This window comes from Rhizobium sp. MHM7A, assembly GCF_005862215.1.
GTDB classification, from domain to species: domain Bacteria; phylum Pseudomonadota; class Alphaproteobacteria; order Rhizobiales; family Rhizobiaceae; genus Rhizobium; species Rhizobium bangladeshense.
In genome coordinates this window covers 432,471-458,006 of sequence record NZ_VCHT01000002.1, presented here as the reverse complement: position 1 = coordinate 458,006, position 25,536 = coordinate 432,471, and the positions used below count along the sequence as shown (strand labels likewise).

The window sequence follows — 25,536 nt, the reverse complement described above, 5'->3', positions numbered from 1 at the left end:
CTCTTACTCCGCGGGCATGCCGTGCGGGACGCGGAAGAGGCTCCGGTCCTGCGCGCGTTTTTCCGGGCGATGGCGCGTCAGCGCCAGAATAAAGCCGGCGGTAACGCAGATCGCCACCATGGAAGAACCGCCGTAGGAAATCAGCGGCAGCGTCATCCCCTTTGCCGGCAGCAACTCAAGATTGACGCCTATATTGATGATCGACTGGATGCCCATCTGCAGCACAAGACCCGCAACGGCAAAACGGTTGAAATCATTGCGCTCGCGATAGGCATGCGAGAGACCGCGCAGCACCAACGCGGAAAACAGCGCGACGAGCGCCATGCAGAAGACGATGCCGAACTCCTCGGCAGCGACCGAAAAGATGAAGTCGGTATGCGCATCCGGGATGATGCGCTTGACGATGCCTTCGCCCGGTCCCTGACCGAACCAGCTGCCGCGGATGATCGCCTCGCGCGCCGTGTCGATCTGGAAAGTGTCGCCTTCACCGGTCATGAACTTGTCTATTCGGCCGGCAACGTGTGGAAAGACGTAATAGGCGCTGAGCAGGCCGCCTGCACCGCCAATACCGAGCAGCACGATCCATATCCACGGCATGCCGGCCATGAAGAACATGCCTCCCCAGACGGCTGTCGTCAGGATGGTCTGGCCGAGGTCGGGCTGCGCGACGAGAAGCGCGGCGACAATGCCGAACAGGATGATGGCGAAGAGATTGCCGGGGATCTCAGGCTGGCGCGCATGTTCGGCAAACAGCCAGGCGCAGACAACGACGAAGGCGGGCTTCATGAATTCCGAAGGCTGGATGGAAAGTCCGGCGATCCATATCCAGCGTCTTCCACCTTTGACCTCCTGTCCGACGAACAACACCAGCACCATCATCGCGAGCGAGATGATCAAAAGCAGGATTGCGGTCCGCCTCACCTGGCGCGGCGTCAGGAAGGACAGTCCGAGCATGACGGCGATCGAGGGGATCATGAAGGCTGCATGGCGCTTGACGAAGTGGAAGGGTTCGAGGCCGATGCGCTCGGCAACAGCTGGAGATGCCGCAAACGACAGCATGAAGCCGATGCCCATCAGGAAGATGAACATCGCCAGGAAGAAGCGGTCGATGGTCCAGAACCAATCGGCCAAAGGCCCACGTTCCGCGCGGCTTACCATGTCATTTCTCTCCTGTTGCAGGACCGATCAGCATCGTCATTCCGTCAAGTGCCGCCACGTGGCTGACGAAGGCATCGCCCCTGACTTCGAAGTTCTTATACTGGTCGAAGCTTGCGCAAGCCGGGGATAACATCACGGCCGAGGAACCGCTCTCGTCGCGCTCCGCATCGGCCGCCGCATGCGCGACCGCGCGCTCCAACGTCCCCGAAATCTCGTAAGGCACTGCTTCGCCGAGAGTGGCTGCGAACTCGGCGGCTGCCTCGCCGATCAGATAGGCCTTGGCGATGCGCGGAAAATAAGGAGCGAGCGTCGTGATGCCGCCGGATTTCGGCAGACCGCCGGCAATCCAGTAGATGCGATCGTAGCTCGAAAGCGCCGGTGCCGCCGCGTCGGCATTCGTCGCCTTGGAATCGTTGACGAAGACGACTCGACCTCGTTTGCCGACAGGTTGCATGCGGTGTTTCAGGCCGGGGAACGAGGCCAGGCCGGCGCGGATGTCGTCAGCTAAGACCCCGACGGCAAGGCAGGCAGCAACGGCTGCAGCGGCGTTCTGAGCGTTGTGGCTGCCGCGCAGCGTCTGAATGCCGTCGAGATCCGCGAAGGGCAGCATGGCGCCGCCGGCGGCCTGTATCAGCTTCGCGCCCTCGGCATAGATACCCTCGGCCACTACACTCCGACGCGAGATGCGGACCACCTTGACGCCGGCCCGCTCGACGCGGTCGGCAATCAGAGCCGAATGGCTGTCATCGATGCCGACGACAGCGACATCGCTGCCCGCAACCAGTCTTTCCTTGACATCGGCATAATGCTGCATCGTGCCGTGACGGTCGAGATGATCGGGCGTCAGGTTGAGAAGGATGCCGGCCGACGGGTTGAGCGTCGGCGCCAGATCGATCTGATAGGAAGAGCATTCGACTACGAAATAACGCCCCGCCTTCGGCGGATCGAGCGTCAGCACCGCAGTGCCGATATTGCCGCCGAGTTGCGTGTCGTAGCCAGCCGAATTCAGGATGTGGGCGATCAGCGCCGTCGTCGTCGATTTGCCGTTGGTGCCCGTTATGGCGATGAACGGGCAATCCGGCGCATGGGCGCGGCGCTCGCGCACGAAGAGCTCGACGTCGCCGACAATATCGACACCGGCCGCGCGCGCCAGGTCCACCGTCCAGTGCGGCTTCGGATGGGTGAGCGGCACACCCGGCGACAGGACGAACAGCGCCTGCTGGCTCCAGTCGATGCTGTGCAGATCCTCAGTCCTGATGCCTTCCGCCGAAGCCTTGGCGACGCTGTCGGGATTGTCGTCCCAGGCGGTTACCTCGGCGCCGCCTGATATCAACGCGCGGGCTGTGGCAAAACCCGAGCCGCCGAGCCCGAAGAGCGCGACCTTCTTATCCTTGAGCGTCGTGACCGGGATCATCGCCGCCTCACCTGAGCTTCAGCGTCGAAAGGCCGAGCAGGGCAAGACCCACCGCGATAATCCAGAAACGGATCACCACCTGGCTCTCGGTCCAGCCCTTCTTCTCGAAGTGATGATGGATCGGCGCCATCAGGAAGACGCGCCGGCCGGTCATCTTGAAGAAGCCGACCTGGATAATGACAGAAAGCGTCTCCATGACGAAGAGCCCGCCGATGATCGCCATGACGATCTCGTGCTTGGTGGCGACGGCGACGGTACCGATGGTACCGCCAAGCGCAAGCGAGCCCGTATCTCCCATGAAGATAGCGGCCGGCGGCGCATTGAACCAGAGGAAGCCGAGGCCGGCGCCGATGACGGCGCCGAGCACGACGGCAAGCTCACCGGTGCCGGGCACGAAATTGATCTGCAGGTAGTTTGCAAAGACTACGTTACCGGCAAGATAGGCGATGACGCCGAAGGAGGCGGCGGCGATCATGACAGGCACGATGGCGAGGCCGTCGAGGCCGTCTGTGAGGTTGACGGCATTGCCGGCGCCGACGATGACGAAGCCGCCGAAGACGACGAACATGATGCCGAGATTGATCAGGAAGTCCTTGAAGAAGGGAAAGGCGATCGAGGAACCGAAGGTCGAGCCGGCAGTCCCCGAGGCAAGGGCGGTACGCATCATGAAGTAAACGGCGATGCCGGCGATGATGAACTCGATGCCGAGGCGAGCCTTCCCGGAAAAGCCCTTATGGCTCTGCTTGGTCACCTTGAGATAATCGTCGTAAAAGCCGATCGCGCCGAAGCCCAGCGTCACCAGCAGCGTGGCGACGACATAAACGTTGGAAAGATCGGCCCAAAGCAGCGATGCGCCGACGATGCCGGCAAGAATCATCAGCCCGCCCATGGTCGGCGTACCGGCCTTCTTGAAATGCGTCTGCGGCCCGTCGGCGCGGATCGGCTGGCCCTTGCCTTGGCGGATGCGCAGCGAATTGATGATCGTCGGCCCGAACAGGAACACGATCAATGCGGAGGTGAAGAGAGCGGCGCCCGTGCGGAAGGTAATATATCTGAACAGGTTCAGAAACTTGAAATATTCCGACAGTTCGACAAGCCAGATCAGCATTCAGGGCCCCTTGTTACCCGGTCAAAGTTCGCGTTGCGTGTCGGAAAATGCCGGGAACTTGTCAAGAAGCGCGGCGACGATCTTGCCGAAACCGAGGCCCAGAGACGATTTCACCATCACCACGTCGCCTGGGAGGACCGATTCCAATACATAGTCCGTCAATTCGCCGGTCTTCTCGCGGTATTCGACATGAACGCTTTCCGGCAGTGATTCCCTGAGTGCGGCCATATCGGCGCCTGCGAGCCACACATGTTCGATGCCTGCGGCAAGCAACGGCCCGGCTAGATCGGCATGGACCTTCTCAGCATACTCGCCCATCTCGAGCATGTCTCCGAGCACAGCGATACGGCGTCCGCGGCCGCTCGGCTCAGCAGCCGCGAGCAGTGCGATCGCCGCTCGCATCGAGGCGGGATTGGCATTGTAGCTCTCGTCGATCAGGGTGAAGCTGCCGTTACCGCCGCCGATCGAGAGCCGGTGGCGTTTGCCCCTACCCTTTTCAGGCTTCAGCGTCGCAAGCGCCGCGATCGCCTTTTGGAGGTCGGCGCCGACGATCGTGACGACACCGAGGGCCGCGAGCGCGTTTTCAGCGATATGGCGGCCCGGGGCACCGATAGCGACTTCCAGCGTCTCGCCGCCAATCGTCAGCCACAGTGTCGAATTCTCGTCCGCGCCGTTGAACTCCGCGAGCCGGAATTCCGCCTTGGCATGCTGGCCGAAGGAATGAATATGTTCGATGCCGAGCGACTGCGCAGTTCGATCGAGGAAATTGAACTGGTCGTTGTCGCGGTTGAGCACGACATGGCCGCCGGGCTCGAGCCCTTCGAAGATCTCCGCCTTGGCGGCAGCGATCTCCTTGATGTTCTTGAAATTGCCGAGATGCGCCGGCGCAATCGTCGTAATGACGGCGACATGGGGACGGATCATCGCCACCAGCGGCCGGATCTCGCCGGGATGATTCATCCCAACTTCGAAGACGCCGTAATCCGCATCATCAGGCATGCGCGCCAGCGTCAGCGGAACGCCCCAATGATTGTTGAAGGAAGCGACGGAGGCATGCACCCTGCCGGAGGGCGACAGCACATGCCGCAGCATTTCCTTGGTCGTCGTCTTGCCGACAGAACCGGTGACGGCAATGATTTTTGCCCGCGAGCGCTCACGCGAAGCCTGCCCCAGACGGCCGAGCGCCGCCAGCACGTCGTCGACGACGATCATCGGTACCGTCAGGCGGCCGAGAGCGGGAAGCCTCGCTTCGCTGACGACGAGCAGAGAGGCGCCGTTCGCCATCGCCATCGACGCATAGTCGTGACCGTCGACACGGTCGCCTTTGATTGCAAAGAAGGCCTCGCCGGCACCGATCGAACGGCTGTCGATGGAAATGCCGGTGATGCCTTCGGGCGGCGTGCCGAAAGGGCGCCCCGCCATCGCTGCGATCATGTCTTCGGTCGTCCAGAGCCAGCTCAAGATTTCAGTTCCTCCAAGGCCTTGCGCACCTCCGCGTGATCGGAGAACGGCAGCGTGACGGCACCGACCGTCTGCCCCTCCTCGTGCCCCTTGCCGGCAACGATCAACGTGTCGCCGGATTTCAGCATACCGACCGCGTCGCGGATTGCCGTGGCGCGATCGCCGATCTCGGAGGCGCAGCTTGCTGCTGCCATAATCTCCGCCCGGATTGCAGCCGGCTCCTCCGAACGCGGATTGTCGTCGGTGACGATGACGACATCGGCAAGACGGCAGGCGATTTCGCCCATGATCGGCCGCTTGCCGCGGTCGCGGTCGCCACCGCAGCCGAAGACGACGACGACGCGGCCGGTGGTGAAGGGCCTCACCGAATTCAGCACATTTTCCAGCGCATCCGGCTTATGGGCATAATCGACATAGGCGAGTGCGCCGTCTTTGGTATGGCCGACCAGTTCGAGGCGGCCGGATGCGCCGACCAGTTTCTCGAGCGCCGCCATCACGGCCTTCGGCTCGACTCCTGTGGACATGGCCAGTCCTGCCGCCACCAGCGCGTTGGCAACCTGAAAATCGCCGGCCAGCGGAATGTCCACCTCGAAGATCTCGTCGCCGATATGGATCTCCGCTGTCTGCTTGTGGCGGAAATGCTCAACGCGTTTCAGCGAGAGGTACTGGCCCTTGCGTCCAACGGTGCGGACGTCATGACCGGCATCGGCCGCCGCCTTGATGGCCTGCGCCGACCACGGATCGTCCGCGAAGACGACCGCCGGTGAGGCCTTCGGCAGCAGCGTATCGAAAAGCCGCATCTTTGCGGCCATATAGGCCTCGACGGTCGGATGGTAATCCATGTGGTCGCGGCCGAGATTGGTGAAGGCCGCGGCGGCGAGCCTGACACCGTCGAGACGGCACTGGTCCAGGCCGTGGCTGGAAGCCTCCATCGAGGCGTGCGTAACACCCTCGTCGGCAAGCTCCGCCAGCAGTTTGTGCAGCGACACCGGATCCGGCGTCGTCAGCGCGCCATATTCGTTGCGCGTCGGCGAAACGACACCTGTTGTGCCGATCATCGCGGCCGCATGACCGGCGTGCGCCCAGATCTGGCGGGTGAAAGAGGCGACGGAAGTCTTGCCGGCCGTGCCGGTGACGGCGACTATCGTCTCGGGCTGCCTGCCGTAAAAACGTGAGGCAGCGATGGAAAGGAAGCGCCGCGGCTCCTTGACCGCAAGCACCGGGATGGGAGCATCGACAGCCTGGGAGGCGATCGCGACGGCGGCCCCACGGCCGACGGCATCCGCGATGAAGCCGGCGCCGTCCGCCTTGGTGCCGGCGACCGCCACGAAGGCATTGCCCGGTTCCACCTTGCGGCTGTCCGAAGACAGGCCTGAGATATCAAGCAAGCCTGCCGGGCCTTCGAGTTGTGCTTCAAGTTCCGGAAACTGATCTCCGGCCAGGTCTCGCAATTTCATCGAACGCACTTTTCTCTGTTGAAGCCGGTTCACCCCTCGCGAATCGGCGCCGATATTCATTCACGCTCAATAAGACACCAGCAAGGCCGATCCGCCCTCACCAAATTTCGGCTCGATGCCGAGAATGGGGGCGGCGCGGCGGATGATATCACGGGCAATCGGACCGGCCGTACCGGCGGAGAGTGTTCCGCCATATTGCTTTTCGCCTGTTTTCGGCTCGTCGCAGAAGGTGATAACGGCATATCTGGGATTATCGATCGGGAAGGCGGCGATGAAGGAATTGAAGTTCAGCGTCGAGGAATAACGCCCGTTTACCACCTTGTCCGCCGTACCGGTCTTGCTGCCGACGCCAAAGCCCGGCACGCGGGCGACGCGGCCGGACCCCTTGTAACCGTTGAAATCGAGGAGGTAGCGGACTTCGTCGCTGGTCGACTTCTTGAGGACCTGCTTGGCGATCTGATCGGCCTGTTCGCGCGTGCGCGGCAGGAATGTCGGTTCGATCAGCTTGCCGCCGTTGACGAGGGCAGCCGCCGCCATCCCGGTCTGCAGCGCGGTCGTCGAAACGCCGTGGCCGAAGGAAATCGTGATCGAATTGATTTTCTTCCAGACGCGCGGTTGGCTCGGCATCTTCACTTCCGGCAACTCGGTCTGCATCTTCGTCAAGAGGCCGAGCTTGGTCAGATAGTCCTTCTGCGAGTCGATGCCGACGAGATCGATGACGCGCGCCGTGCCGATGTTCGAGGAATACTGGAAGATTTCGGGAACTGTCAGCCAGCGGCGCTGCCCGTGAAAGTCGTGGATGGTGAAGCCGCCGATATAGATCGGCTTGCTGGCGTCGAATGTGTCCGACATCTTCACCTTGCCGCTGTCGAGCGCCATGGCCAGCGAGAAGGTCTTGAAGGTCGATCCCATTTCGAAGGTACCGTTGGTCATCCGGTTGAGCCAGCCTTCCTTGGCGCCCTCCTGTGGATTGTTCGGATCGAAATCGGGTGCCGATGCCATGCCGAGCACCTCCCCGGTGTGCACGTCGATAACAGCCGCGCCCGCGCCCTTGGACTGGAAGTTGTTGACGGCATTGACGACCGCATCGCGAACGATGTTCTGCACACGCAGATCGATCGACAGACGCACCGGCTCCAGCGGCTGGTCGCTTGTCATGCCGACCGAGGCGAGATCGGCAAGCCCCTGGTCGTCGATAAATTTCTCCATGCCGGCTACACCGCGGTTGTCGATGTTGACGTAGCCGAGAATATGCGCGGCGGTCGGCCCGCCCGGATAGAAGCGACGCTTCTCCGGCCGAAAGCCGATGCCCGGAATGCCGAGCGCCAGGATCTGACTTTGCTGCTTCGGCGTCAGCTGCCGGCGCAGCCAGGCAAAATGCGAGGTCTTGACAGAGAGCTTCTTATAGGTGTCTCTGACATCGAGCTCCGGCAGAACAGTTGCAAGCTTCTCCACGGCCTCGTCGACGTCCACGATCTTGTTCGGCTCGGCAAACAGCGAGACCGTCCGGATGTCGGTTGCCAGCACCTCGCCGTTGCGATCGAGAATATCGGGACGCGAGGCCATCAAGCGGTCGGGGGGCAGGATGCTGGAGACCACCTCCTGATCCTTCATGGCATATTCGACGAGACGGCCGCCGATGACGACATAGACACCCATGAAGCCAAGGATCAGCAGCCCTACCCGGCTTTTTGCCTGCCCCGACTTCCTCTTGCGGGACCCCTCGATGGCTACGCCGGCGGAAGGACCGCCGAAGCGATTATAGACGCCGGCGGAGAAATGCGCCTGGCTCTTCAAGACCATGATGCGGGAAAGAAACGACATTATTCCACCGACCCCGTTTCGATCTCGTCTGCTTCATCCTGCACCAAGCCGCGCTGCTGTCCTGAGCCGCGTGGCGCGGGCGTCGGCACGGGCTGCGCTTTGGCCGTGACGGTCGCGCCCTTCGCACCGGCTTTGGCCTCTGTCACGTCGGGGACGGGAACCTCGGATTTCAGCATCGGCAATTCCCTAGCGTGCACGAGGGCCGTCGAATCCGTCGGCTGCAACTGCAACTCCGCATTATAGGCATTGACCAGCCGCTCCAGCCGGTTCGGCTGCGATTGCAGTGCCCAGTCAGCCTTGAGAAGGTCTATCGTATCTTTCTCGAGTTTGATCTCGGCTTCGAGGCGATGAACCTCCTCGAGCTTCAATTCGGCGCGATGCTTGATCGTGTAGGTGACGGCGGCAGCTGCCGTCATCACGCCGATGAGCACGAGATCGAACGTTTTCAGCATGTCAACCTCCAAGCTTTCCGAGAGTGGCAAGATTGGGAAACCCGAAGAGCGACATATCCGCGGCCTCGGCGGCGGCGTCCGTCCGCAGACCGGCGCGCAGCTTGGCGGAGCGGGCGCGCGGATTGGCTTCAGCCTCCGCCTCGCTTGCCGAAACCATCGTCTTGCCGATCACAGTGAACGTCGCCGCCCGCTGATGCGCGGCCGGCAGGTGCCGCGAGCCCGTCGCCTTGCCGGCGCGATCGGAGAAGAATTTCTTGACGATGCGGTCTTCGAGCGAATGAAAGGTGACGACGACGAGCCGCCCGCCCGGCTTCAGCGCTCGTTCCGCCGCAAACAATGCCTGCGCCAATTCCCCGAGCTCGTCATTGACGAAAATGCGCAGGGCTTGAAAAACCCGCGTCGCGGGATGGATCTTGTCTTTCATCTTGCGCGGAGTGACCAGCTCGATGAGACCAGCAAGATCGCGCGTCGTTTCGAAGGGCTTTTCCTCGCGCCGCTTCTCGATCGCATGCGCGATTCGCGGCGCCTGGTTCTCCTCGCCGAGAAAATGGAAGATGCGGATCAGGTCCGCGACCTTGGCGCGGTTGACGACGTCGGCGGCGGAAACGCCGGTCGCCGACATGCGCATGTCGAGCGGCCCGCTTTTTTGGAAGGAGAAGCCGCGCTTGGGCTCGTCGATCTGCATGGAGGAGACGCCGATATCGAGGACGATGCCGTCGAGCCCGCCCTGCGGCGCATGATCGGCAAGGTTCGAGAATTGCGAATGAATGAGCCGGAGGCGACCAGCATGGGCGGCAACCATCGCCTGGCCGGCGGCAATCGCGCTGGGATCGCGATCAAGCGCGATCACTTCAGCGCCGGCCGCAAGGATGGCCGAGCTATAACCGCCCGCACCGAATGTACCATCAAGGATGAGCTTGCCGGGTGCAGGCGCCAGCGCGGCGAGGACTTCACCGAGAAGAACAGGAATGTGACGAACCGGTCCGCCACCGGCATCAGTTGAACCTCCGCCAGGATTCGCCACCATTCCGTTCCCTCGTTCTTTCAGGAACGCTTGCCCGCCAGCTTGCGCTCCCCTCGTGCCTGCGCCTGCGCCGCTGAAAATGTCTGCGGCTGCCAGAGCTGAAAATGATCCGCTCGACCGACGAAGGTCACTTCGTCCGAGATGCCGGTGAAGTCGCGGATGAAGTCCGTGACCATCAGCCGCCCCTCGGCATCGAGCTTCATGAAGACCCCGCCTCCGTGAATGAGAAGCGACATCTCGTTCGCATCCGGCGAAAACGGATCCTCCGCAGCGATCTGCCGCTCGAACCTTTCGAGAAGATCCGGGCCGCCGACACTGATCGCCGGAAACACAAAGTCCTGGAAGCAATAGAGCTCCTGGACATTGCGCTGCGCCAGCACGGAACGGAAAACCGAAGGTACGGAAACCCTGCCTTTGGCGTCGATCCTGTTGGTCGCATTCGAAAGGAAGCGGCTCATGACACGAAACATCCGTTTCCGTAGGGATCCGGACATCATTCAAATGCCCGAAACCCCCAATATCAGGCACAGCTTCGCAAGCCGGATGAGCTAATTCCCACCCGACGCTTCCAGAGAGGAAGGCGCCTTTGCTTTGCGATGAATGGGCAAATGATTGCCCCGATGCAGTGCGTATTTGGGATAGCATGGGACCATATGGGCGTCAATGGGATACGCCCATTTTGCAACGGACGCATGATCAAACATTTATAAGCTGTTAAGTTTAACAAAGGGTTAGCGGCACGATTTTACGGACACATGCACAGGTTGCCTAACACAAAAATGCATCCTATAGACGCATTAGCTCTCACTTGAAAACGCACTGTGTCAGCAACTTAGGGGAATCGTGCCATGCCGCAGCACGAATGTTAATCGCCAGTTGGCCTGTAAGCCGGGTTCTGTATGGCTCCGGCGCGAACCGGAACGTGGCAGCCATTCCTCTGGGACAGCGTTCGCACGCTGCCTCGCGCAACCCACCCGGATGACTGGCCTGGAAACCGGCCGGAGGGCCTTTCGGCCCACCGCGTCATCCCTATTCGGTCTTGCTCCCGGTGGGGTTTACCGTGCCATATCCGTTGCCGGAGATGCGGTGGGCTCTTACCCCACCCTTTCACCCTTACCTGTCATGACAGGCGGTTTGCTTTCTGTGGCACTTTCCCTGAGGTCGCCCTCGCCGGACGTTATCCGGCACCGTGTTTCCGTGGAGCCCGGACTTTCCTCACTCTACCGCCTTTCGGCGTTGGTAAAGCGCGGCTGCCCGGCCAACTGGCAGGGCTCCCTTAACTGAGAGAGCCCGTAATTGCTACCGAAATATAGGTAACAGTCTTAACGGAAATAAGGTGTGAAATCCGTGGAGTAGCCCTGTTCGCTGATTCTGCCTGATAAAAGCAGCTCTGCTCCGAGCCTGCCGATTTCATCTGAACTCTTGGCTGAGGTGCCTGCACAGCCCGTCAGCACCGCAATCCCAGGCGAAGAACCATAGCCGATCATCGGATAGCCGCTTTCCGTATTGGAGACGACGCAGGCGGCCGTCGAAATCGAAAGCGGCGCCAGATCGGGCACGATTTTGGCGACGATGCGCTTCAGATGCGCGCGCACGGTCTCGCGCCCCTCGGTCCTGAACCAGGCCCGCATCTCCGCGTCGTCGCGCAACACCAGGTCATCGGGATCGCCGCCGATCTTCAGGTAGAATTTGCCGTCGGGATAACGGATCGGCGGCAATAGATAGATATGCATATCCGGAACATCGAGTATGAGCGACGGCATTGCTGCAAGGCGAAACGCATCGGCCTCGCTCACCTCGAAAAGGGTCACGGTCCTGCCATAAACCGTCATGGCAACCGGCCGCGGCAACAGATTCTCCGCAATGGAAAATCCGCCCGCCGCCAGCAGCACTTTCTCGCCGCGATAGGTTGGCCCCCCCGAGGTTTCGACGGTCGTAAGCCCGCCCTCCTCACGGATTGAGACGACATGGTCTCGGATCACCGTAGCGCCTGCCCTTTCCGCCAGCAGAGATTGCGCCTTGACCAGCTTGCGCGGACTGATATGTCCCGCCCCCGTCGCCTCGAAGACACCCGCGCTTCCGGCGGGAAAGGCAAAGAATGGAAAGGCCGCCTTCAACCCGGCCTCGTCGGGAAGGCTGGTCTCGACTCCGAGCGAAACGGCGGCATGGCGGGTTTTCTCAAGATAATCGCTTCCATCAGGAGCGACGACGACGCAGCCGACTTCGCGATAGAAGTCGATGCCGCTCTCGCTCGCGATCTGGCCGTAGCGGCCGATGGAGCGGTTTGCGAGCAGCGCCCAGTTGCAATCAGGATCGATAGTGCGGGTAATCCGTCCCTCATCGTAATGACTGGCAAAGACACCCGTATGCGCCTTGCAGTCGACCGGCTCGTCCGGTCCGATCACCGCCACACCATCCGCCCGCCGCGCCAGATGCCGCGCCGCGGCCGCCCCCATCAGACCTCGGCCTACGATGATATATTTGAAATCGACCGTCATCCTATCCCTCTTAAACGAAGACCGGCGTCAGTTCGCGGCCGAAGTCCTCGTCCCCGAGCTGCCCGTCCTTGAGAAGCACGGCGCCCAGGCGCCCAAGTTCGTCGGAGGATTTGGCCGCCACGAAATTGCCGCCGGTCAGCACCGCGACGCGCGGCAACTGCGTGAATCCGACATAGGGATAACCGGTTGGCGTAAAATTGGCGAGACAAGGTGCCGAAGTGACCGGGCAGCCGGCAAGCTCCGGCATCAGTTGCAGGGCGATGCGCGAGAGATGATCGCGCTCGGCCGCACTCCCGTCGGAACGGAACCACGCGCCGGCATCCTCCAGGCGGTTGAAGGAAACTGTCTCTGTATCGCCGCCGAGCTTCAGATAGGTCTTTCCGTCGGGATAACGCACCGGCGGCAGGATATAGATGTGATCCTCGTCCCGGTCGCCAAGCACGATCGTCGAAGGCATGTCGCCGAAAACAGCCATCTCGCGCTCGCCGATTTCATAGAAGGCAACTGTGCGCGCCATGACCCTGAGTTCGACGGGCCGCGGCAGCAGGGCATGGAAATTGCTGAAGGCGCCGGCCGCGACCAGCACGCGCTCGGCGTTGTAGCTTCTATCGCCGGCCGTCACCTCGACATGAGACCCCGCGTCGCGCACCGATGTAGCGGTCGCCTCGATCAGAGAGACGCCGCCCTGTTCGGCAAGCCTGGCCTGCGCGCGCACCAGCGCCCGCGGGTTGATGTGCCCGGCGCGATTGCGCTCGAAATATCCGCTGAAATCGGGACTGACTTTAAGATAGGAAAAACGGCGAGCGAGCTCTGCCGGTGCAACGATCTCGATATCGCTTCCGAGCGTGCGGCTGACAGTCAGCGCCCGGCGAAGAAAGTCCTGCTCGTCCTTGGGCGGCGGACCGGCAAAGAGGCAGCCGACTTCCGAGAAGAAGGAAATGCCGCTCTGCGCCTCGATCGCGCGATAGCGGCCGAGCGCCCGCGCGGCGAAGCTTCCCCAGGCGCGATTGCCGTCGAAGGTGCGGGTTATGCGCGCTTCGTCGTAGTGGCTGGCGAAGACGCCGTGGTGGGTCTTGCGCTCCCCTGGCTCCGGCGGGCCGATCAGTGCGATGCCGTCGGCCATCGAGGAGAGATGCCGTGCGGCCGCCGCCCCCATCATGCCGCGTCCGATGATGATGAACCTGAAATCAACTGCCATATTTCACCTCATCTCGAGGTGGCCCACCCCGTTTCGAGGTGGGATATCATGGCAAGCGTCTCAATTCATATCGGAAAAACGGCAGCGGACAATTTAACTCCGATCCGCCTGGCGTCTCAGTCGAGCATCGCCAGGACCTTCCCGCAATAGGTCTTCGACACCGGGTTCATGCGCGTCGCGCCATGGCCGGCATTGTATTTGAGGATGGTGTTGCAGGTCTGTCCACCGCCGAGCTGATGGGCGGCCGCCAGATACTTCATGCCATATTTGATGTTGGTCTCCGGATCGAACAGCCCTTTGGCCCTCCCGGAATAGCCCATCATCCGCGCCGTCGCCGGTTTGATCTGCATCAAGCCGATCTCGCCGGCGCTGCCGCGAGCCTTCGGATTGAAATTGCTTTCGACGCGAACGACGGCCTGCGCGAGCGCAACCGGCACGTTGTATTCAGCCGCATATTTGTTGATCAGCGCAGCATAGGGGATGCTGGTGGAGATATCGGGCGTGGGATAGCCGCTCTGGCGATCGACGGTTTTAAGCGAGATAGTTTTGGCCCTGACGCCCCATTCATCACCAGCCAGGGCAAAGCTATACCCCGCCAGCAGCATGCTAAAGCATGCCGCAGCACCAACAATCAGATTTTTCATATAGTCTCTTCACTCCGACCCAAAGAATTGCAGGACTGCGCGCCTCGCCGTCATCCGGTCATACGTGATCAAGACTGATCACGTTCCGTAGCAATTCTTATCGTTTCATTTGGCGCTCATGGTTACACTTGAAACCAGCCGTAAGCGCCGTTCAGCGGGCGTCCTTAGACCATCGCAATGAGGAGATAATAGGGAAATGATGTGGCGGGGAGGATTTCTCGCGAACGACGGCAACCCCGCCGCGAGATCCGCGCCCTGCCCTCAAGAGTAACGCGGCAGTGCCGACAGCAGCCGATGCAGCGTGTCGATCGTCGAGAAATCGGCGATCCCATCCACCCGCTCCGGCCGGAAATGGCGCTGGAAGGCCTCCACGTCTCCCATCGTCTTTTCAGAGAATTCGCCTGTGATTTCAGTGCCGTAGCCGTAAAGCGACAGCATCGATTGCAGCGCCTCCACGGGCTGGCCGGCATCCCCCCGCTGGAAGAACCGGCCGCCGGTAATCATCGCCGGCTCGACCCAGTGGCCTACACCCGCCCGATGAAGCTCGGCCCAAGGGAATTTTTCCCCCGGATCGACCTTGCGAATCGGGGCGACATCGGAATGGCCGAGCACCCGTTCCGGCGCAATCGACCAACGTTTGACACAGTCGTGACACAATTCGATCACGGCGGCGATCTGCTCTTTCGGATAGTCGGGAAGGCCGCCGGGATGGCCGGCATTGGCGATCTCGATGCCAATCGACAGCGAATTGATATCGCTCTCGCCATGCCAACTGCTCTTGCCCGCGTGCCAGGCGCGCCGCGCTTCCGGAACGAGTTGGATAACCTGTCCATTCTCGTGCACGAAATAATGGCTGGAAACCTGGCTCTCCTCCCGACAGAGCCAGTCGAGCGCACCATCGGCCGTCGGCATGCCGGTATAATGCAGCAGGATCATATCGGGATGCCGCCCATCCGCCCGCTCGCCGTGGTTGGGTGACGGTCGCACGGAAGCGCGTCGATAATCGGCCTCGAAAGAGGTCATGCGGCGCGGCGTTCCTTTTCGATCGCAGCATAGGCTGCGTTCAGCGCCGCCATGCGCTCGTTGGCGATCAAATGGAACTCCTGCGGCACCCCGCGCGAGATCAGTCGATCCGGATGATGTTCGCTGACCAAGCCTCGGTAACGGCGACGGATCGTCGGAAAATCGTCGGAAGGCGACACGCCGAGCACCTTGTATGGATCGCCGCCGGACGACACGTGGCGAGCGGCGATCTGCTCGAAACGTGTCTCGCTCATCTCGAAGATCTCGCCGATGTGACGCAGGAAATTCAGTTCCTTCTCATGGATCAGCCCGTCGGCCTTGGCGATGTGGAAAAGCCCATCGAGCACGTCTTCCAGCACCGTGCAATTGGCTGCACAGGTGATGCAAAGCGTGGAGAGTCGCTCGGCATAGGCCTCATAGCCGGCAATATCCTGACGCGCGAGGTTATAAAGTCTGGCGACGTTTTTCGCTTGATCCGGCGGGAACTCGAAGATTTCCCGGAAAGCGTCGACCTCCTTCTCGGTGACGATGCCGTCGGCCTTGGCCATCTTGGCCGAAAGCGCGATGATCGCCACGGAGAAAGCCACTTTGCGCCGGGTTTCGGGATCGCCTTCGAAAACCGTTCGGATAGCCTCGACGACCGCGGAAAGCGCATTGCCCGCGGTATTGCCAATGGCATTCAACAGTTTTTCCCAGAAGGACATCGAAAATCTCTCGCACGTTAGTCAAGTATGGCAATCAGCTTGACCAAAGAATCTAAGCCTTTGCAAGGCGACGTTTGGTCATAGGATCGAAAACACTTTTCACAATTCGGTAATTATTGCGTTGCAGCAAGCGATCGATCGCCTTCACTGATCTGTCAGGAGAAGATTGCCCACAGCTTCCTCAAGGCTTAACCGCCGATTTCCACAAACAGTTCCCGACAGGCAAATTGAGCTTGAACCGATTATATCGATGCTTCGCGCCACCTTCAGCGTTCAACCCGGTAAAAAGCCGCGTTTTTCGTAAATTCTTTACTTTACAGAGCCCTTTCCCTGCCGCATCCATGCGGTAGCTAACGCTGCCGCACCGAACACCATAGGAGGAATCATGGCCAAACAGAAAGTCGCAATGCTGACCGCCGGAGGCCTGGCGCCCTGTCTCTCCTCTGCTGTTGGCGGCCTTATCGAACGCTACAGCGACGTCGCGCCTCACCTCGACATAGTCGCCTACAAGTCTGGCTATCAGGGCGTTCTGCTCGGCGAAGGCATCGAGATCACCGGTCAAATGCGTGAAAAAGCGCCGCTGCTGCACCGCTATGGCGGCTCCCCCATCGGCAACAGCCGCGTCAAGCTCACCAATGCCGCCGACTGCGTCAAGCGCGGCCTTGTCAAGGAAGGCGAGAATCCGCTGAGGGTCGCCGCCGAACGTCTTGCAGGCGACGGCATCACCATTCTCCACACGATCGGAGGCGACGACACCAATACTACGGCCGCCGACCTTGCTGCTTACCTCGCCGCCAACGGCTACGACCTGACCGTCGTCGGTTTGCCGAAGACGGTCGACAACGATGTCGTGCCCATCCGCCAGTCGCTCGGCGCCTGGACGGCCGCGGAGGTTGGCGCCTACTTCTTCGATAATGTCGGCAACGAACAGACCGCCGCCCCCCGCACCCTCGTCATCCATGAGGTCATGGGACGCCATTGCGGCTGGCTGACAGCCGCCACCGCCCGCGCCTACCTCCAGCGCACCAGACACAATCAATATGTCGACGGCCTGATGATGGATTCGCAACTGAAGGGTGTCGACGCCGTCTATCTGCCCGAAATGGCTTTCGACCTCGACGCCGAGGCCGCTCGCCTCAAAGAAATTATGGACCGCACCGGCCATGCCACCGTCTTCGTCTCGGAAGGGGCCTGCCTCGACGCTATCGTCGCCGAGCGCGAAGCTGCAGGCGAGACCGTCAAGCGCGACGCTTTCGGCCACGTGAAGATCGACACGATCAATGTCGGCGCCTGGTTCCAGAAGCAGTTCGCCAACCTTCTGAACGCCGAACGTTCGCTTGTGCAGAAATCGGGCTACTTCGCTCGCTCGGCGCCAGCCAACGGCGACGACCTAAGGCTGATCCAGAGCATGGTCGATCTCGCCGTCGAAAGCGCTCTCAACAAGGTCTCCGGCGTCACCGGCCATGACGAGGCGCAGAACGGTAAGTTGCGCACTATAGAATTTCCCCGCATCAAAGGTGGCAAAGCTTTTGACCTGTCTACGGCATGGTTTGCCGAAGTCATGGACAATATAGGGCAGAAATACAAAGAAGCATGATTGACGGATGGTTAATATGGTGTCTTTGCTTATTCCCGACGGAATAGGAGGAGATTCCATGTCGCTTGAAGCCTGGCTCGCTTTTGCTGCCGCATCCGCCATCATGCTGGCCATACCGGGGCCGACGATACTGCTCGTCGTTTCCTATGCGCTTGGCCATGGCCGCCGGACGGCCTTTGCGACGGTGAGCGGCGTGGCGCTTGGCGACTTTACCGCCATGACCGCGTCTCTCTTCGGCCTCGGCGCGGTGCTTGCCACTTCCGCCACCCTCTTCACCCTGTTGAAGTGGATCGGTGGAGCCTACCTGATCTGGCTGGGATTCAAGCTCTGGCGGGCTCCCGTTATCGGCGAGCCGGTCGCTGACAACGATAATCTGCCGGAGGAAAAATCGCTCAAGATCTTCCTCCACGCCTATGTCGTTACTGCTCTCAATCCGAAGAGCATCGTCTTCTTCGTCGCCTTCGTACCGCAGTTCCTCAATCCGGTCCTGCCCTTCCTCGGGCAGATGGCCATCATGGAAGTGACCTTCCTCGTGCTGGCGATCCTCAACGCCGCCACCTACGCGTTTCTCGCCCACTCCGCTCGCGGACTGATTCGCAAGGCGAGTGTCCAGCGTGCGGTGAACCGGACCGGAGGCACCTTGCTGATCGCTGCAGGTGCTGTCACCGCCGGATATCGCCGTATTGCAGCTTAGAGCCTTCCCGATCAGCTTGAAGCATTCTGCCGGAGCAGGGTTTCGTCAGGTCAAAGGCGTTGGCGACGAGCAAACCTCCTGGTACGTCCGTGCCGATCGCCTTCGATCTTGGCTAGAGATGCCCGGCCACACCACTTCGCTGGCGAAGCGATAAGTGCGTCCGGCGAGTCTGAAGTCTTGCATTGTCGGGCAAATCTGCGGGAGGGTTGGGTGAAACGTGCCGGCTAATCGGGAAAGGCTCTCAAAATAATCCGTGGTTGCCGGAATGCCACGAATACGTTAATGGGGTCGTCAGGTTAAAGCTTTTTAGTAACTTTTATAACGCTGCCGGGGCGGCGCGATTTCACGAAAGTGACGGAATGGTAGCGATCGGATTATCCGGGCTGAAACGCAGTCTTGTCGTTTCCACGGTGCTCTGCTGTGGCGTAATGACCGGCTGCACCAGCGTCGAATATACCTCTCAGGCCGAACTCACAGCTGCTCAGACCGTGGTGCCGACGCCGAAGCCCGGCGAAGACGCGACACTTGCCGCGGTCCCGACCGCAGAAGGTGTTGTCGGCCAGGCAATCGCCGCCCTTCCCCAGACGCCGGCGGGCCCCTCCCTCGTCGCAACGGCAATGCCGGCAGTTGCGCCGTCTCAGCCTGCCGATCTGACCATGCAGGCAGGGATCCAGCCGGCGGCCTATGCGCAGATCCCGCTGACCCCCGAGATGACGGCGATCCAGTCCGTCGTGCCGACGCCGCGGCCGGCACAGCCGGCGACGCAGCTCGCTTTTGCCGCCACCCCACAGAACAACGCGCTTGCGGCACTGGCCGCAGTCGACACGACGCCGCGTTCCATGGATTACGGCTTCGACGAATCCGGGCCGATCGATCCGCCGACGGCTCCCCCGATGTTCAGCGACGACGACAAGGATGATGCGCCGACCGTCGAGAAGAGCTTCGTCACCAAGCTCATCCAGAAATACTCTAAGATTTACGAAATCCCTGAAACGCTGCTCCACCGCGTCGTCCATCGCGAAAGCCGCTACAATCCGAAAGCTTACAACAAGCGCGGATATTTCGGCCTCATGCAGATCAAATACAACACCGCCAAGTCCATGGGCTATGACGGTGCGCCGGGCGGCCTATTCGACGCAGAGACCAACATCAAATATGCCGCGAAATATCTGCGCGGCGCCTGGCTCGTCTCCGACAACAAGGAAGACGACGCCGTACGACTCTATGCCCGTGGCTATTATTACGACGCCAAGCGCAAGGGCATGAACGACATTGCCCAAGGCAATTACTGACAACAAAGACTGAAATGCTTTGACGTGTAAACGCCCGGATCGGATTCTCGGGAATGTACGATGCACAGATTCAAAGTGTTGGAGCGTGCTTTTTGCGCCCGAAAGGAACTCACGCCGCTCTATGGCTGCGCTTGCGTCCGTTGCTGCGATCCGGCCTCCTGTTGCGCCCCTCCCGGTTGCGGCGACGCCGCTAGAATCGCCTTGAGAAGCATCTGCGGCTGATAACCGAGCCAGCCCGGCGTCAGGCCGAGCCGGACGACGATCAGATTGGCGGAAGGCACGATCGCCACGCTCTGCCCGTCATGCCCCGTGAGCCAGAACGTATCCTCCGGCAGCCCGAACGCCGCGTTTGAACCACCTGGCGCGAGCCAAGCCTGGCCTTGCGTATACCGGCCGTTCGACGCCGCCGTCGGTGTGCGCATAGCGCCGACGAAACCCTCCGGCAGCAACCGCTGACCGTTCCACACGCCATCCTGCAGCAGGAACTGCCCGAAGCGCGCCCAGTCATGCGCCGTCGCGTAGAGATAGGAGCTTCCAACAAAGGTGCCCCGCGCGTCGAGTTCGAAGACGGCGCTCGTCATGCCGAGCGGAGAGAAGAGCGCGTCGTGCGGGTATGAAAAAGCCGCCGGGGCATTACCGACCCGGTCCATCCAGATGCGCGACAAGAGCACCGCCGTGCCGCTCGAATAGCGGAAGCGCTGGCCCGGGGCCGCTTCCATCGGCGCACTCGCCGGCAGCGACACCATGTCGGGGTCGAGATAGAGCATGCGCGTCACGTCAGCGACTGTGCCATAGTTCTCCTTGAAGGCAAGGCCGCTCTCCATGCCGAGAAGATCGGATACCTTGATCCTGGCGCGCTGATCGTCCTTCCACTGCGCCAGCAGATGATCATCGTCAAAAGAAATCTTGCCATCGAGCATCAACCGGCCGAGGACGGCCGCATTCACCGTCTTCGTCATCGACCAGCCGATCAACGGCGTCTTCGCTGAAAATCCGGAGCCGTAGGCTTCGGCGACGATACGGCCATCACGCACCACCACGATCGCCCGCATCGCCGGTCCGGCAAGTGCTGTATCAGTAAGCACCGCGGCGATATTTTCGTCTCGACCGCCGATGCCCTCGCCTTCCGGCCACAACGCCGCGCTCGCCTCCATTTTTGCCGGCGCGTCGAAAGGTACGGCATTCGCCGCCGCCTCGAAATCGCCGTCGGGCACGCTCGTGCACCCAAAAGCGCCGCGGTAGAGCGCGTAACTCGAAGCAAACAGACCCATGAAGCGCGCGGTCACACGGTTGTCGTCACGGTCGACGCTGACGCGCACGAGCCGCAGCAACGGATTTCCCGGCGCCTGCACGTCGTCCTCCAGCACCTCCTCCGCATTCCTTCCGGCGATGAACACATTGGAGCAGACGATCTTGGCGGCATAGCCGTCACCGACGCGCAGAAGTTCCGGCGGCCAGATGAACAGCCAGGCGGCGCCGGCAACGACAGTGAAAACGAGAAGGAGAGCAAGCGCCTTCAGGGCACGCAGGACAAATCGCATGACATTCCTCCGAATGACCGGAGAGAAGCAGGATTTCCCCCTGCCGGAAAGGGGGCGGCGCGAAGAAGATCCCTCACCCCGATCACTTTCCGAGGAGGAGGATGTCTTCCAACAGCGCAGGCCCACAGCCCGCGTCATCAAACTGTAGCAGTGGCGCGCTACACGCCCTGAACGCTAAAAAGGTGACAGACTCATGTCAGAATTTGCACCGGATGCCGGCTTCCGCAAGAACCGGAAACTCAAGGACGCCCTTCTCCGCCACAAGGCTTTTTCGAAGGATGGCTTTTCCGAGCGTCTCTTCGGTCTCCTCTTCTCCGGCCTCGTCTACCCGCAGATCTGGGAGGATCCGGATCTTGACATGCAGGCGATGGAGCTGCAGCCAAATCATCGCATCGTCACCATCGGCTCCGGCGGCTGCAACATGCTCGCCTATCTCTCCAGGGCACCGGCCTCGATCGACGTCGTCGATCTCAATCCGCACCACATTGCGCTGAACCGCTTGAAGCTTGCCGCGTTCAAATACCTTCCCGGTCACGCCGATCTCGTCCGGTTCCTGGCAATGCCGAATGAGAAGTCGAACAGCCGCTCCTACGATCAGCATCTCGCCGCCAAGCTCGACGAGACGACGCGCAGTTACTGGAACGGCCGCAAGTTCGGCCGCCGCCGCGTCACCGTCTTCGACCGCAATATCTATGAAACGGGCCTGCTCGGCCGCTTCATCGGCGCAGCCCATCTCCTTGCCCGTCTGCACGGCGTCAAGCTCCGCGAAATGACCAAAACCCGCTCGATCCGCGAGCAGCGTCAGTTCTTCGACGAGCAGATCGCACCCCTGTTCGAGAAGCCGGTCGTACGCTGGATCACTGGCCGCAAAAGCTCGCTCTTCGGTCTCGGGATTCCGCCGCAGCAATATGACGAGCTTGCAAGCCTTGCCGCCGATCAATCGATCGCGCCGGTGCTCAAGCACCGCCTGGAAAAGCTCGCCTGTCATTTCCCGATGCGCGACAACTATTTCGCCTGGCAGGCCTTCGGCCGCCGCTACGGCATGGAGGAAGAAGGCCCGCTGCCGACCTATCTGAGGCCCGAGCATTACGAGGTGATCCGCGCCAATGTGGATCGCGTCAACGTCCACCATGCAAGCTTTACCGAACTTCTGGCTCGCGAGCCGGCGGCCTCGCGTGACCGCTACATCCTGCTCGACGCGCAGGACTGGATGACCGACGACCAATTGAACGACGTCTGGCGCGAGATCACCCGCACTGCCCGTGAAGGCGCACGCGTGATCTTCCGCACCGCCGCCGAAAGGAGCATTATCGAAGGTCGTCTCTCTCCTTCGATCCGCGACCAATGGGACTACTTCGAGGAGAAGTCGCGAGAGCTGAGCGCGCTCGACCGCTCGGCGATCTACGGCGGCTTCCACATCTACGGGAAAAAGGCGTGAGCAAAGCCGGCGCTGAGACGGCGGAAAAGAGCGGGCAGCATGCCAGCCTCATGGATGGCATGTACCGCTACCAGCGCCATATCTACGACCTGACGCGGAAATACTACCTGCTTGGGCGCGACAGCACGATCCGCAATCTCGACGTGCCTGACGGCGGCACCTTGCTCGAAGTCGGCTGCGGCACGGGACGCAACATGGCTTTGGCTCATCGGCATTTCCCGAGCGCCAAGCTGTTCGGCCTCGATATCTCCCAGGAAATGCTGATTTCGGCGCGCAAGACCTTCGCCACCAAGGCGACGATTCCGGAGTTCCGCGTCGCCGACGCCACGGCGTTTACGCCGCGTGAATTCGGTGTCAGTGGCTTCGACCGCATCCTGATTTCCTATGCTCTGTCGATGATTCCCGATTGGGAACGCGCCGTCGATGCATCGATCGCCGCGCTCAATCCCGGCGGCCAGTTGCATATTGTCGATTTCGGCCAGCAAGAAGCCCTGCCGCGCTGGTTCCGAAGCATTCTGCAGGCCTGGCTTGCGAAATTCCATGTCACTCCCCGCGCCGATCTGCGGGAGGTTTTGGAAGCGCAGTCCCGGGAACACGGTGCGCAACTGTCCTTTGAAACAGTCGGCGGCGGTTACGCCTGGCGGGCGGCAATTATCAGCAGGCGTTCATAATTCGCTTGAAACTAACCGATTTTTTACGTTGATATGGTGAAAAGAGGGTTATTCCTCTGCTGGGCTCGTCGTTTTCGAAGGTCAGACTGTGGGGCAAAGAGATCATTCGGTTCACGACGGGATACCCATGCGCCGGCTTTTGTGTTGCGTTCTGCCCCTGGCCATCCTGCTGGCCGGTTGCTCTTCCTCCGGTTATGACTATCTCGAAACGGCATCGATCAAACCGAAGACGCGCTTCAAGGACACTGATCCGCAGGATTTCGGAGCAAAGCATCCGCATCAGAACGCGGTTCATGGTATCGACATCTCCAAATGGCAGGGCGATATCGACTGGAGTACGGTGAAGACTTCCGGCGTCGCCTTCGCCTTCATCAAGGCGACAGAAGGCAAGGACCGGCTAGACCCCCGCTTTGACGAATACTGGCGCGAGGCTCGCGCCGCCGGTATCCCGCACGCTCCCTATCATTTCTATTATTTCTGCTCCTCGGCCGACCAGCAGGCCGACTGGTTCATCCGCAACGTGCCGAAGGACGCCATGCGCCTGCCGCCAGTGCTCGACGTCGAATGGAACGGCGAATCGAAGACCTGCCGCTATCGTCCCGACCCGGAAACGGTGCGCGCGGAAATGCAGCGCTTTATGGACCGGCTGGAGGCCTATTACGGCAAACGCCCAATCATCTATAGCTCGGTCGATTTCCACCGCGAAAACCTCGTTGGCTACTTTCAGGACTATCATTTCTGGGTGCGCTCGGTGGCAAAACACCCGGAAGCGACTTACTCCGACCGTCGCTGGGCCTTCTGGCAATATACCTCGACCGGTGTTGTTCCCGGCATCAAGGGACCGACCGATATTAACGTTTTCGCCGGCAGCGCAAAGAACTGGAACAATTGGGTCGCGACCGTTTCTAAGGATGCAAATTCCTAGTAACGTCTTTCAATCTTTCTTGCTTCCGTCACATTCCTCTGTGAAAGCGACGGGCATCCATTTTCTATAAGGACCGCATTCATGCACCGCTCGCTCACAAGCCGCTCTGCACTCGCCCTCCTGTTTGCCCTTACTTTTGCAGGCGGCGCGGCCGCCCAGCAGGCGCCAGCTGCCTCCGACCCGTCGGCAGCGCCCTGCGGCGGCGATCTGTCCGACTTCCTCGAGGGCGTCAAGGCCGACGCAATTGCAGCGGGCGCCAGCGCGGCGGCCGCCGATGAGGCGCTCGCCGGCGCCGAGGTCGATCAGAAGGTCCTGAGCCGCGATCGCGCCCAAGGCGTCTTCAAGCAGACCTTCCTCGAATTCTCCCAGCGCACCGTCAGCCAGGCCCGCCTCGACATCGGCCGCCAGAAAATGAAGCAATATGCCGACGTCTTTGCCCGGGCCGAGCAGGAGTTCGGCGTGCCCCCCGGCGTCATCACCGCCTTCTGGGCGATGGAAACCGACTTCGGCGCTGTCCAGGGCGATTTCAACACTCGCAACGCTCTGGTGACCCTGTCGCACGACTGCCGCCGCCCGGAACTCTTCCGTCCGCAGCTTATCGCCCTCATCGAAATGGTCCAGCACGGCGACCTCGACCCCGCCACCAACACCGGCGCCTGGGCCGGCGAGATCGGCCAGGTACAGATGCTGCCGCGCGACATCATCGCCTATGGCATGGATGGTGACGGCGACGGCCACGTCCGCCTGAAGCAAAGCAGCCCGGACGCCATTCTGACGGCAGCGAAATTCATCCAGCATCTCGGTTTCGAGCGCGGTCAGCCCTGGCTGCAGGAAGTGACCTTGCCCGACAACCTACCCTTCGAGAAATCCGGCCTTGGCGGCACGATGAAGGCCAGCGAGTGGTTCGCGCTCGGCGTGAAGCCGCGCGACGGCAACACGGGCTTCGGCAATCTCGAAGGCGACCTCGTGCTGCCGCAGGGCCGCATGGGACCGGCCTTCATTGCCTATCCGAATTTCAAGATCTATCTCGAATGGAACAAGTCGTTCATCTACACGACTTCGGCCGCCTATTTCGCGACCCGCCTTTCTGGCGCCCCGACTTACCTGAAGGGCACACCGGAACAAGGGCTCGCCAATGACCAGATGAAGACGCTGCAGAGCAAGCTGCAGTCGCTCGGACATGATGTCGGCGAGATCGACGGCATCCTCGGTTCCGGCACGCGTGTCGCGATCCAGAAGGAGCAGCAGCGGTTGGGCATGCCGGCAGACGGCTGGGCGACGCCCGCCCTTCTCAACGCTCTCTAATCGCCGCTGACACTCCCGCCGCTCGCTTCGCAAGAAACGGGTGGCGCCGCTTTCCCTGCCCGTTAAACCATTATGGTGAGCAGCGACGCCGGAATTGGACGAGACGGT

The 25,536-nt window shown here is 61.2% G+C and carries 23 protein-coding genes and 1 other RNA gene; 8 read left to right on the top strand and 16 right to left on the bottom strand.

The window, feature by feature from the left end; translation table 11 throughout:
* Positions 1–3: 3 nt before the first annotated feature.
* The 15 genes from ftsW to FFR93_RS10355 form a co-directional block, all read right to left on the bottom strand.
* A complete protein-coding gene (gene ftsW, locus FFR93_RS10425) occupies positions 4–1,158 on the bottom strand; it encodes a putative lipid II flippase FtsW (protein ID WP_064705592.1) in 1,155 nt (384 codons plus the stop codon).
* Between the two features lies 1 nt (position 1,159).
* Positions 1,160–2,572 carry a UDP-N-acetylmuramoyl-L-alanine--D-glutamate ligase gene (gene murD / locus FFR93_RS10420; protein ID WP_138393159.1) on the bottom strand — a complete coding sequence of 471 codons (1,413 nt, stop codon included), beginning with the start codon at positions 2,570–2,572 and terminating at the stop codon, positions 1,160–1,162.
* Positions 2,573–2,579: 7 nt separating this feature from the next.
* Positions 2,580–3,680: a phospho-N-acetylmuramoyl-pentapeptide-transferase gene (gene mraY / locus FFR93_RS10415; RefSeq protein ID WP_004668823.1), complete on the bottom strand. Its 1,101-nt coding sequence runs from the start codon at positions 3,678–3,680 to the stop codon at positions 2,580–2,582.
* A gap of 21 nt (positions 3,681–3,701) precedes the next feature.
* Positions 3,702–5,141 carry a UDP-N-acetylmuramoylalanyl-D-glutamyl-2,6-diaminopimelate--D-alanyl-D-alanine ligase gene (locus tag FFR93_RS10410; RefSeq protein ID WP_138393158.1) on the bottom strand — a complete coding sequence of 480 codons (1,440 nt, stop codon included), beginning with the start codon at positions 5,139–5,141 and terminating at the stop codon, positions 3,702–3,704.
* The gene (locus FFR93_RS10405; protein WP_064705595.1) at positions 5,138–6,658 is read right to left on the bottom strand and encodes a UDP-N-acetylmuramoyl-L-alanyl-D-glutamate--2,6-diaminopimelate ligase; all 1,521 of its coding nucleotides are present in this window, start codon (positions 6,656–6,658) and stop codon (positions 5,138–5,140) included. Before FFR93_RS10405 ends, FFR93_RS10410 begins: the two co-directional genes overlap by 4 nt.
* 6 nt (positions 6,659–6,664) lie before the next feature.
* Complete coding sequence (locus FFR93_RS10400) at positions 6,665–8,422, bottom strand: penicillin-binding protein 2 (protein WP_138393157.1); 1,758 nt, start codon at positions 8,420–8,422, stop codon at positions 6,665–6,667.
* Positions 8,422–8,874, bottom strand: coding sequence for a hypothetical protein (locus tag FFR93_RS10395; protein ID WP_064705597.1), 453 nt, complete (start codon positions 8,872–8,874; stop codon positions 8,422–8,424). Before FFR93_RS10395 ends, FFR93_RS10400 begins: the two co-directional genes overlap by 1 nt.
* Before the next feature lies 1 nt (position 8,875).
* Positions 8,876–9,901, bottom strand: coding sequence for a 16S rRNA (cytosine(1402)-N(4))-methyltransferase RsmH (gene rsmH / locus FFR93_RS10390; RefSeq protein WP_138393156.1), 1,026 nt, complete (start codon positions 9,899–9,901; stop codon positions 8,876–8,878).
* A gap of 17 nt (positions 9,902–9,918) precedes the next feature.
* Positions 9,919–10,356 (bottom strand): division/cell wall cluster transcriptional repressor MraZ, encoded by a 438-nt coding sequence (mraZ, locus tag FFR93_RS10385; RefSeq protein WP_064706127.1) that lies wholly within the window; start codon positions 10,354–10,356, stop codon positions 9,919–9,921.
* A gap of 410 nt (positions 10,357–10,766) precedes the next feature.
* Positions 10,767–11,164, bottom strand: an RNA gene (gene rnpB, locus FFR93_RS10380) — RNase P RNA component class A.
* Positions 11,165–11,220: 56 nt separating this feature from the next.
* Complete coding sequence (locus tag FFR93_RS10375; protein WP_138393155.1) at positions 11,221–12,396, bottom strand: FAD-dependent oxidoreductase; 1,176 nt, start codon at positions 12,394–12,396, stop codon at positions 11,221–11,223.
* Positions 12,397–12,406: 10 nt separating this feature from the next.
* Positions 12,407–13,594 carry an FAD-dependent oxidoreductase gene (locus FFR93_RS10370; protein WP_138393154.1) on the bottom strand — a complete coding sequence of 396 codons (1,188 nt, stop codon included), beginning with the start codon at positions 13,592–13,594 and terminating at the stop codon, positions 12,407–12,409.
* A gap of 116 nt (positions 13,595–13,710) precedes the next feature.
* Positions 13,711–14,238 carry a lytic transglycosylase domain-containing protein gene (locus FFR93_RS10365; RefSeq protein WP_064705601.1) on the bottom strand — a complete coding sequence of 176 codons (528 nt, stop codon included), beginning with the start codon at positions 14,236–14,238 and terminating at the stop codon, positions 13,711–13,713.
* Between the two features lie 261 nt (positions 14,239–14,499).
* Positions 14,500–15,261, bottom strand: coding sequence for an N-acetylmuramoyl-L-alanine amidase (locus tag FFR93_RS10360; protein WP_064711539.1), 762 nt, complete (start codon positions 15,259–15,261; stop codon positions 14,500–14,502).
* The gene (locus FFR93_RS10355; RefSeq protein ID WP_064705603.1) at positions 15,258–15,965 is read right to left on the bottom strand and encodes a DnaJ family molecular chaperone; all 708 of its coding nucleotides are present in this window, start codon (positions 15,963–15,965) and stop codon (positions 15,258–15,260) included. The genes FFR93_RS10360 and FFR93_RS10355 overlap by 4 nt, the downstream gene beginning before the upstream one ends.
* A gap of 385 nt (positions 15,966–16,350) precedes the next feature.
* Between FFR93_RS10355 and FFR93_RS10350 the strand changes: the two genes are divergently transcribed.
* The 3 genes from FFR93_RS10350 to FFR93_RS10340 all read left to right on the top strand — a co-directional run bounded on the left by FFR93_RS10350 (position 16,351) and on the right by FFR93_RS10340 (position 19,548).
* Entirely contained in the window at positions 16,351–17,562 is a 1,212-nt protein-coding gene (locus tag FFR93_RS10350) for a pyrophosphate--fructose-6-phosphate 1-phosphotransferase (protein WP_138393153.1), read from the top strand.
* A 58-nt stretch (positions 17,563–17,620) separates the two neighbouring features.
* Positions 17,621–18,256: a LysE family translocator gene (locus tag FFR93_RS10345; RefSeq protein WP_138393152.1), complete on the top strand. Its 636-nt coding sequence runs from the start codon at positions 17,621–17,623 to the stop codon at positions 18,254–18,256.
* 359 nt (positions 18,257–18,615) lie between these two features.
* Positions 18,616–19,548, top strand: a complete 933-nt coding sequence (locus FFR93_RS10340; RefSeq protein WP_138393151.1) for a lytic transglycosylase domain-containing protein — start codon at positions 18,616–18,618, stop codon at positions 19,546–19,548.
* A 119-nt stretch (positions 19,549–19,667) separates the two neighbouring features.
* Here FFR93_RS10340 and FFR93_RS10335 read toward each other — a convergent pair whose 3' ends face one another.
* Complete coding sequence (locus FFR93_RS10335) at positions 19,668–21,089, bottom strand: serine hydrolase (protein WP_138393150.1); 1,422 nt, start codon at positions 21,087–21,089, stop codon at positions 19,668–19,670.
* Here FFR93_RS10335 and FFR93_RS40790 point away from each other — a divergent pair.
* The 5 genes from FFR93_RS40790 (at position 21,088) to FFR93_RS10315 (ending at position 25,428) form a co-directional block, all read left to right on the top strand.
* Entirely contained in the window at positions 21,088–21,237 is a 150-nt protein-coding gene (locus FFR93_RS40790) for a hypothetical protein (RefSeq protein WP_156665755.1), read from the top strand. The genes FFR93_RS10335 and FFR93_RS40790 overlap by 2 nt on opposite strands.
* 45 nt (positions 21,238–21,282) lie before the next feature.
* Positions 21,283–22,527, top strand: a complete 1,245-nt coding sequence (locus FFR93_RS10330) for a DUF3419 family protein (RefSeq protein ID WP_138393149.1) — start codon at positions 21,283–21,285, stop codon at positions 22,525–22,527.
* A complete protein-coding gene (locus FFR93_RS10325; protein WP_064711533.1) occupies positions 22,524–23,198 on the top strand; it encodes a class I SAM-dependent methyltransferase in 675 nt (224 codons plus the stop codon). Before FFR93_RS10330 ends, FFR93_RS10325 begins: the two co-directional genes overlap by 4 nt.
* Before the next feature lie 127 nt (positions 23,199–23,325).
* Positions 23,326–24,123, top strand: a complete 798-nt coding sequence (locus FFR93_RS10320) for a GH25 family lysozyme (protein ID WP_138393148.1) — start codon at positions 23,326–23,328, stop codon at positions 24,121–24,123.
* Positions 24,124–24,204: 81 nt separating this feature from the next.
* On the top strand, positions 24,205–25,428 hold the full coding sequence (locus tag FFR93_RS10315) for a lytic murein transglycosylase (RefSeq protein ID WP_138393147.1): 1,224 nt from the start codon (positions 24,205–24,207) through the stop codon (positions 25,426–25,428).
* Positions 25,429–25,536 lie beyond the last annotated feature (108 nt).

Coding starts and splice junctions, on each gene's coding strand:
- ftsW (WP_064705592.1), bottom strand. CDS start 1,158: ATGGTAAGCCGCGCGGAACGTGGGCCTTTGGCCGATTGGTTCTGGACC.
- murD (WP_138393159.1), bottom strand. CDS start 2,572: ATGATCCCGGTCACGACGCTCAAGGATAAGAAGGTCGCGCTCTTCGGG.
- mraY (WP_004668823.1), bottom strand. CDS start 3,680: ATGCTGATCTGGCTTGTCGAACTGTCGGAATATTTCAAGTTTCTGAAC.
- FFR93_RS10405 (WP_064705595.1), bottom strand. CDS start 6,658: ATGAATATCGGCGCCGATTCGCGAGGGGTGAACCGGCTTCAACAGAGA.
- FFR93_RS10400 (WP_138393157.1), bottom strand. CDS start 8,422: ATGTCGTTTCTTTCCCGCATCATGGTCTTGAAGAGCCAGGCGCATTTC.
- FFR93_RS10395 (WP_064705597.1), bottom strand. CDS start 8,874: ATGCTGAAAACGTTCGATCTCGTGCTCATCGGCGTGATGACGGCAGCT.
- rsmH (WP_138393156.1), bottom strand. CDS start 9,901: ATGGTGGCGAATCCTGGCGGAGGTTCAACTGATGCCGGTGGCGGACCG.
- mraZ (WP_064706127.1), bottom strand. CDS start 10,356: ATGAGCCGCTTCCTTTCGAATGCGACCAACAGGATCGACGCCAAAGGC.
- FFR93_RS10375 (WP_138393155.1), bottom strand. CDS start 12,396: ATGACGGTCGATTTCAAATATATCATCGTAGGCCGAGGTCTGATGGGG.
- FFR93_RS10370 (WP_138393154.1), bottom strand. CDS start 13,594: ATGGCAGTTGATTTCAGGTTCATCATCATCGGACGCGGCATGATGGGG.
- FFR93_RS10365 (WP_064705601.1), bottom strand. CDS start 14,238: ATGAAAAATCTGATTGTTGGTGCTGCGGCATGCTTTAGCATGCTGCTG.
- FFR93_RS10360 (WP_064711539.1), bottom strand. CDS start 15,261: ATGACCTCTTTCGAGGCCGATTATCGACGCGCTTCCGTGCGACCGTCA.
- FFR93_RS10355 (WP_064705603.1), bottom strand. CDS start 15,965: ATGTCCTTCTGGGAAAAACTGTTGAATGCCATTGGCAATACCGCGGGC.
- FFR93_RS10350 (WP_138393153.1), top strand. CDS start 16,351: ATGGCCAAACAGAAAGTCGCAATGCTGACCGCCGGAGGCCTGGCGCCC.
- FFR93_RS10345 (WP_138393152.1), top strand. CDS start 17,621: ATGTCGCTTGAAGCCTGGCTCGCTTTTGCTGCCGCATCCGCCATCATG.
- FFR93_RS10340 (WP_138393151.1), top strand. CDS start 18,616: ATGGTAGCGATCGGATTATCCGGGCTGAAACGCAGTCTTGTCGTTTCC.
- FFR93_RS40790 (WP_156665755.1), top strand. CDS start 21,088: ATGACATTCCTCCGAATGACCGGAGAGAAGCAGGATTTCCCCCTGCCG.
- FFR93_RS10335 (WP_138393150.1), bottom strand. CDS start 21,089: ATGCGATTTGTCCTGCGTGCCCTGAAGGCGCTTGCTCTCCTTCTCGTT.
- FFR93_RS10330 (WP_138393149.1), top strand. CDS start 21,283: ATGTCAGAATTTGCACCGGATGCCGGCTTCCGCAAGAACCGGAAACTC.
- FFR93_RS10320 (WP_138393148.1), top strand. CDS start 23,326: ATGCGCCGGCTTTTGTGTTGCGTTCTGCCCCTGGCCATCCTGCTGGCC.
- FFR93_RS10315 (WP_138393147.1), top strand. CDS start 24,205: ATGCACCGCTCGCTCACAAGCCGCTCTGCACTCGCCCTCCTGTTTGCC.